The sequence below is a fragment of the Mesorhizobium sp. M4A.F.Ca.ET.090.04.2.1 genome (assembly GCF_003999085.1).
Taxonomy (GTDB): Bacteria; Pseudomonadota; Alphaproteobacteria; order Rhizobiales; family Rhizobiaceae; genus Mesorhizobium.
Genome location: NZ_RZOT01000371.1, coordinates 1 through 6,091 on the forward strand (window position 1 = coordinate 1; position 6,091 = coordinate 6,091).

5 protein-coding genes are annotated in these 6,091 nt (G+C 62.4%); all 5 read left to right on the plus strand.

The genetic code is table 11. The features are described 5' to 3' along the window. The first annotated feature begins 65 nt into the window (after positions 1-65). The 5 genes from EN781_RS23000 to EN781_RS23020 all read left to right on the plus strand — a co-directional run bounded on the left by EN781_RS23000 (position 66) and on the right by EN781_RS23020 (position 6,028). Positions 66-977, plus strand: a complete 912-nt coding sequence (locus EN781_RS23000; protein ID WP_127400359.1) for a dihydrodipicolinate synthase family protein — start codon at positions 66-68, stop codon at positions 975-977. Then, complete coding sequence (locus EN781_RS23005; RefSeq protein WP_126056442.1) at positions 970-2,487, plus strand: aldehyde dehydrogenase; 1,518 nt, start codon at positions 970-972, stop codon at positions 2,485-2,487. The genes EN781_RS23000 and EN781_RS23005 overlap by 8 nt, the downstream gene beginning before the upstream one ends. Further along, a complete protein-coding gene (locus EN781_RS23010) occupies positions 2,484-3,815 on the plus strand; it encodes an FAD-binding oxidoreductase (RefSeq protein WP_126056441.1) in 1,332 nt (443 codons plus the stop codon). Before EN781_RS23005 ends, EN781_RS23010 begins: the two co-directional genes overlap by 4 nt. A gap of 51 nt (positions 3,816-3,866) precedes the next feature. Further along, positions 3,867-4,865, plus strand: coding sequence for a 4-hydroxyproline epimerase (locus tag EN781_RS23015; RefSeq protein WP_127400360.1), 999 nt, complete (start codon positions 3,867-3,869; stop codon positions 4,863-4,865). A gap of 179 nt (positions 4,866-5,044) precedes the next feature. Beyond that, complete coding sequence (locus EN781_RS23020) at positions 5,045-6,028, plus strand: GlxA family transcriptional regulator (RefSeq protein WP_245455628.1); 984 nt, start codon at positions 5,045-5,047, stop codon at positions 6,026-6,028. Positions 6,029-6,091: the final 63 nt, after the last annotated feature.

Genomic DNA, 6,091 nt, shown 5'->3' on the forward strand with positions numbered 1-6,091 from the left:
AAAGCTCGCAGAAGGGCCGAATGACGCATTGGCCGAAACCGCCATTCCATTGACGGAGAACTATCTTGAAATTCGAAGGCATCTACACACCGGCGATCACGCCGCTCGGCCCCGATGGGCGGATCGATAACGCCGCGTTCGCGGACGTTCTGGAGTCACTTATTGAAGCCAAAGTGCACGGCATCATCATTGGCGGATCGACCGGCGAATACTACGCCCAGAGCACCCAGGAACGCTTCGCTCTCGGCGCCTACGCCAAGAAGGTGATTGGCACCCGCATCCCCCTCATCATCGGCACGGGTGCTATCAGGACCGAAGACTCGGTCGAATACGCCAAGGCGGCGAAAGAGATCGGCGCCGACGCGATCCTCGTATCGTCGCCGCCCTACGCCTTGCCGACGGAGCGCGAGAATTCGGTTCATGCCCTCACTGTGGACCGCGCCGCGAACCTCCCGATCATGCTCTACAACTACCCGGCGCGCATGGGTGTCATGATGGGGGAGGAGTATTTCTCCCGCATCGGAAAATCCCGGAATGTCGTCGCCATCAAGGAGAGCTCCGGCGACATGGGCAATCTGCATCGGCTGGCCCGCAAGTTCCCGCACATCTCGCTGTCCTGCGGCTGGGACGACCAGGCCCTCGAATTCTTCGCTTGGGGCGCCAGGAGCTGGGTCTGTGCCGGCTCGAACTTTCTCCCGCGCGAGCACGTCGCGCTCTACGAGGCGTGCGTGCTCGAGAAGAATTTCGACAAGGGCCGCGCGATCATGACCGCGATGCTGCCGCTGATGGATTTCCTCGAATGTGGAAAATTCGTCCAATCGATCAAGCATGGATGTGAGCTGATCGGCCTGAAGGCAGGTGGCGTTCGTGCGCCGCTGCGGCCTCTCAACTCAGAAGAAAAGCGAACCCTGCAGACTGTCGTCGCCACCTTGAAGCGCACGGTCGCCCAGATCACTTCAGGAGCAAACCATGCATGAGCCTTTGACCGCCGCCGAATACAGGGCGCTCGCCGCGGAGATCCAATTCCCGACCAACGCCTTTGTTGATGGGGCATTCCGTCCGGCGAATTCCGGCAAGACATTCAAGACGACAAATCCGGCTACCGGCGAGACGCTTGCCGAGATCGCCGCCTGCGATTCAACCGATGTCGATTTCGCCGTGGCCAAGGCCAGGGAAGCCTTCGATGACGGCCGCTGGCAGCACCTCTCGCCCGCGGAGCGCAAGGCCGTCCTCCTCAGATTCGCCAAGCTCTTGGAGCGCAACCGCCACGAGCTTGCGGTCATGGAGAGCCTCGACAGCGGCAAGCCGATTCGCGAATGCCAGACCGTCGACGTGCCGGATACGATCCATACCCTGCGCTGGCACGCCGAGCTCATCGACAAGCTCTACGACAACACGGCGCCTGTCGGCTCGAAGGCGCTGACCATGGTCGTGCGCGAACCGGTCGGCGTGGTCGGCTGCGTCCTGCCGTGGAACTTTCCGCTGCTGATGCTGGCCTGGAAGATCGGGCCGGCGCTGGCCGCCGGGTGCTCGGTGGTCGTGAAGCCCGCCCAGGAGACAACACTGACGACGCTTCGTGTCGCCGAGCTGGCCCACGAGGCCGGTATTCCGGCCGGTGTCTTCAATGTCGTGCCTGGCGGCGGCAAGGATGTCGGCGAACCGATCGGCATGCACATGGGCGTCGACATGGTGGCCTTCACCGGATCGACGCCGACCGGGCGCCGCTTCCTGCGCTACGCGGCGGACTCCAATCTTAAGCGCGTCGTGCTGGAATGCGGCGGCAAGAACCCGGCGGTGGTTCTCGACGATGCCGAGGATCTCGACCTGGTCGCCGAGCAGGTTGTCAACGGAGCCTTCTGGAACATGGGCGAGAATTGCTCGGCCACGTCGCGGCTTATCGTCCAGGCCAGCATCAAGGACGAATTGCTGCAGCGGATCGGCGCCTATATGCGCGAGTGGAAGACCGGCGATCCGCTCGACCCGGAAAACCGCATCGGCGCACTGGTCAGCAAGAGCCATTTCGAAAAGGTGAAATCCTTTCTCGCCGATGCAAAGACCGAAAAGCTCACGGTCGCCCACGGCGGCGGCACGCAGAAAGGCATCTATGTCGAGCCGACGGTCTTTGACGGTGTCACCCCTTCGAGCCGGCTGTTCCAGGAAGAGATTTTTGGTCCGGTCCTCTCGGTCACGACATTCAATTCGCTGGCTGAGGCGATCGCGCTTGCCAACGACACCAACTACGGCCTGACCGCGTCCGTCTATACGGGGAGCCTGCGCAAGGCGATCAAGCTTTCGCGCGAAATCCGCGCCGGTGTTGTCACCGTCAACTGCTTCGGTGAAGGCGATGCGACCACTCCGTTCGGCGGCTACAAGGAGTCCGGCTTCGGCGGGCGCGACAAGTCGGTCTTCGCGCATGACAACTACTGCGAGTTGAAGACGGTCTGGATCGACGTCTCGGATCGTTCGGTCGACGAGACCGTAAGATGAGTGACCTTGTGGTCAAGCGTCTCCCGGCGGAATCCGGAACCTCGGGCTGGGAGGCGATCAGCAAGCGATCCTTCCCGGTCCGCGCGCTTGAAGGCGACGTTTCGGCCGACTGGCTGATCATCGGCGGCGGCTTCGCCGGCCTCTCGGCGGCGCGGCGCCTCGCCCAGCTTCGACCCGGAGACAAGATCGTCCTCTTGGAAGCAGCAGAAATCGCCAAGGGTCCGGCGGGCCGCAACTCGGGCTACATGATCGACGTCCCGCACAATCTGTCGTCGGGCGAATACTCCGTTGCCGGTGAAGCCGAAACCAGGGCCGAGATCGCCCAGAACCGTTTCGCGATTTCCTTCGCCGCTGACGCGGCGGCGGAATACGGCATGGCCGCGCGCACCTTCGATCCGTCGGGCAAGATCAATGCCGCGGCGACGGGGCGCGGCATGACGCTCAATGCCAACTATGGTCGCTCGCTAAAGACCATCGGCGAGGAGCACCGCTTCCTCGATGCCGTGGAGATGCGGGAGTTGACCGGCTCGTCTTACTATTTGGGCGGCCTCTATACGCCGGGCACCGTGATGATCCAGCCCGCCGACTATATTCGCGGGTTCGCTGCGGGCCTGGCCTCCAAAGTCGACATGTTCGAGCGCTCGCCGGTGCTGAAACTCGAACGCCTCGGCAGGACCTGGAAAGCGTTCTCGCGCAATGGGACCGTTACCGCTCCAAAGGTGATCCTGGGCGTCAACGGCCACATCGACGACTTCGGCTACTTCCGCGGCCGCCTGATGCATATCTTCACCTATGCGTCGATGACCGCCCCCTTCACATCGAAATCGACGGGCAAGGACAGGTGGGCCTTGCTTCCGGCCGACCCGATGGGCGCAACGGTCAGGAAGATTTCCAGCGATGGATCTTCGCGCATCGTAATCAGAACCCGGTTTACCTATGACTGGGCCGTTCAAGTCAGCGAAAAGCGTCTAGCCGGTATCGCCGCCGAGCAGCGGGCTTCGCTGGATGCGAGGTTTCCGGACCTTAAGGACGTGCCGTTCGAATACGTCTGGGCCGGTCGGCTTTGCCTCAGCCGCAACCATGTCCCGGCCTTCGGCGAGATCGAAGAGGGCCTCTATTCGGCATGCTGCGAGAACGGTCTTGGGACCGTCAAAAGCACGCTCGCGGGCGTCATGGCCGCCGATCTGGCGACCGGTGCCCGCTCCGAGATGCTCGACAAATTCTCGGATCAGCCACAACCGGCAAGGCTGCCGCCCGAGCCGCTGGCGTGGCTCGGCGTGAACGCCGTGATCCGTTTGCAGGAATTGCGTGCTGGCCGCGAAGGATGAGCCCTGGCCGCGCAATGTGAAAGTTGAGCCGGTACGGCAAAGAGAGAGATCATGCGCCGCAGCTTCTTCTGCATCGATTCCCATACGTGCGGCAATCCGGTTCGGCTCGTTGCAGGGGGTGGCCCCTTGCTGCCCCACGCCCCGATCGCCGAGAGGCGTGAACTCTTCATGCGCGATCATGACTGGATCCGGCAGGCACTGATGTTCGAACCGCGTGGACACGACATCATGTCGGGCGCGATCATCTACCCGGCATATCGCGAGGACTGCGATTTCGCCGTCATCTTCATCGAGGTCAGCGGCTGCCTGCCGATGTGCGGCGCCGGCACGATCGGACTGGTGACGGCGGCAATCGAGGAAGGCCTGGTGACGCCCCGGGTCCCGGACAGGCTTTCCATCGAGACGCCCGCGGGACGGGTTGACATCCGGTACGAAAAGCCGGGCGAATTCGTTGACTCCGTCCTTATGTTCAACGTCGCCAGTTACCTGCATGCCGCGGATGTCGCCGTCGATGTCCCTGGCCTCGGCCGGCTCGTCGTCGACATCGCCTATGGCGGCAACTTCTACGCTGTCGTTGAGCCGCAAGAGTCGTGGCGGGGCATCGACGGCCTGTCGGCCAGCGACATCGTGGGTCTCAGCCGCAGTCTTCGCGAGGCCCTCGAACCAGTCTGCGATCCGGTTCATCCCGACGATGAAAGGATCCGCGGCGTGCACCACGCCATCTGGTGCGACAAGCCGTCAACCAGAAATGCCGACGGCCGCGGCGCGGTGTTCTATGGCGACAAGGCGATCGACCGTTCGCCGGGCGGCACTGGCACCTCGGCACGCATGGCGCAACTCCATGGCAAGGGCCGGCTGAAGGTCGGTGACATTTTCCGCCAGGAAAGCCTGATCGGCACGGTGTTCGAAGGCCGCGTCGAGGCGGAGACCGACATCGGTCCTTTCAAGGGGATCACGCCAAGCGTCGGCGGCTGGGCCCGCATCATCGGTCACAACACGATATTCGTCGATGACCGCGATCCCCTGGCCCATGGATTCCAGATTGCGTAGAGGCCGCTCGCTTCAGCCTGAGGTCGTCATGTCGTTCATGGAGCATCAGTGCGACTATTCCGCCGGCATCATGGCCACAATTTTGCCGGTAGGATAGCAGCGCGGGCGACGAGCCTCGAAGCCGCAAGTGGCCGAAGCGAAGGAAACGATCGATGAAATCCGCAAGCGGAATTGCCGAGATGAACCGACTGAAAATCGGTTTTGTGCTCGCGCGTTCGTTCACCCTTTCAGCCTTCGCCTTGTTCGTCGATACGCTGCGTCTGGCCAGCGACGAGGCGGACCGGTCGGGCCGCATCTTTGCCGATTGGCAGGTTCTGGCCAGCACTCGGCATCTGATCACCTCCAGCTGCGGCGTGCAGGTCGCGCCGACATCGGATCTTGTGGACCCCAGTCTGTTCGACTATATCGTCGTCGTCGGCGGGCTGTTGAACACCGAGTTCCCGGTCGACGACGAGACGGTCCGCTATCTCAAGAAGGCAGCCGCCAGCAAAGTGCCATTGATCGGCGTCTGCACGGGGACCTTCGTGCTTGCGGACGCCGGCCTGATGAAGTTCCATCGGACCTGCGTCAGCTGGCTGCACTACCAGGCATTCCGTCAGCGCTTCCCGGATCACGAAGTCAGGTCGGACCGCATCTTCAACCTCGATCGGACGAGGGGATCGTGCGCCGGCGGCAGCAGTGCCGCGGACATGGCAGCATCGATCGTGAGGCGTCATATCAGCGAACGCGCCGAAAGAAATGCGCTCGAGGTCCTGCAGATCGACAAGGCGCGCCCGGCCTTGCACATCCAGCCGCGCCGACCGCTCTCGATCGAATGCAACGATCCGCGGCTTCAGGCGGCGCTGATTGCGATGGAAAACCATATCGAGAATACAATCTCGATATCCGAGATCGCGGCATCGGTTGGATTGTCGCGAAGGCAGCTGGAACGCTTGTTCATGGAGAAGACGAAAACCTCCCCGGCGCTCGTCTACAAGAAGGTGCGCCTCGAGCGGGCAAAGCAGCTTCTACTCGAGACCAGCGTGCCGATGCTCGACATCGCCATCGAAGTCGGCTTCGAGAACGCGTCGCATTTCTCCAGGGTTTTCCGGGAGACATTTGGAATGCCGCCGAGCAAACTGCGATCGGCGGTTGCCGGCGGCACGAGCCTTGTCGATAGATAGACTCAATACCACCAGGCGCAGCAGTGCGGCGATTGACAGGCTTCAGGTCACATATTGCTGCAC

Excerpts from the sequence above, each read along its gene's own strand:
- EN781_RS23010 (WP_126056441.1), top strand. The coding sequence starts at position 2,484 with ATGAGTGACCTTGTGGTCAAGCGTCTCCCGGCGGAATCCGGAACCTCG.
- EN781_RS23020 (WP_245455628.1), top strand. The coding sequence starts at position 5,045 with ATGAACCGACTGAAAATCGGTTTTGTGCTCGCGCGTTCGTTCACCCTT.
- EN781_RS23015 (WP_127400360.1), top strand. The coding sequence starts at position 3,867 with ATGCGCCGCAGCTTCTTCTGCATCGATTCCCATACGTGCGGCAATCCG.
- EN781_RS23005 (WP_126056442.1), top strand. The coding sequence starts at position 970 with ATGCATGAGCCTTTGACCGCCGCCGAATACAGGGCGCTCGCCGCGGAG.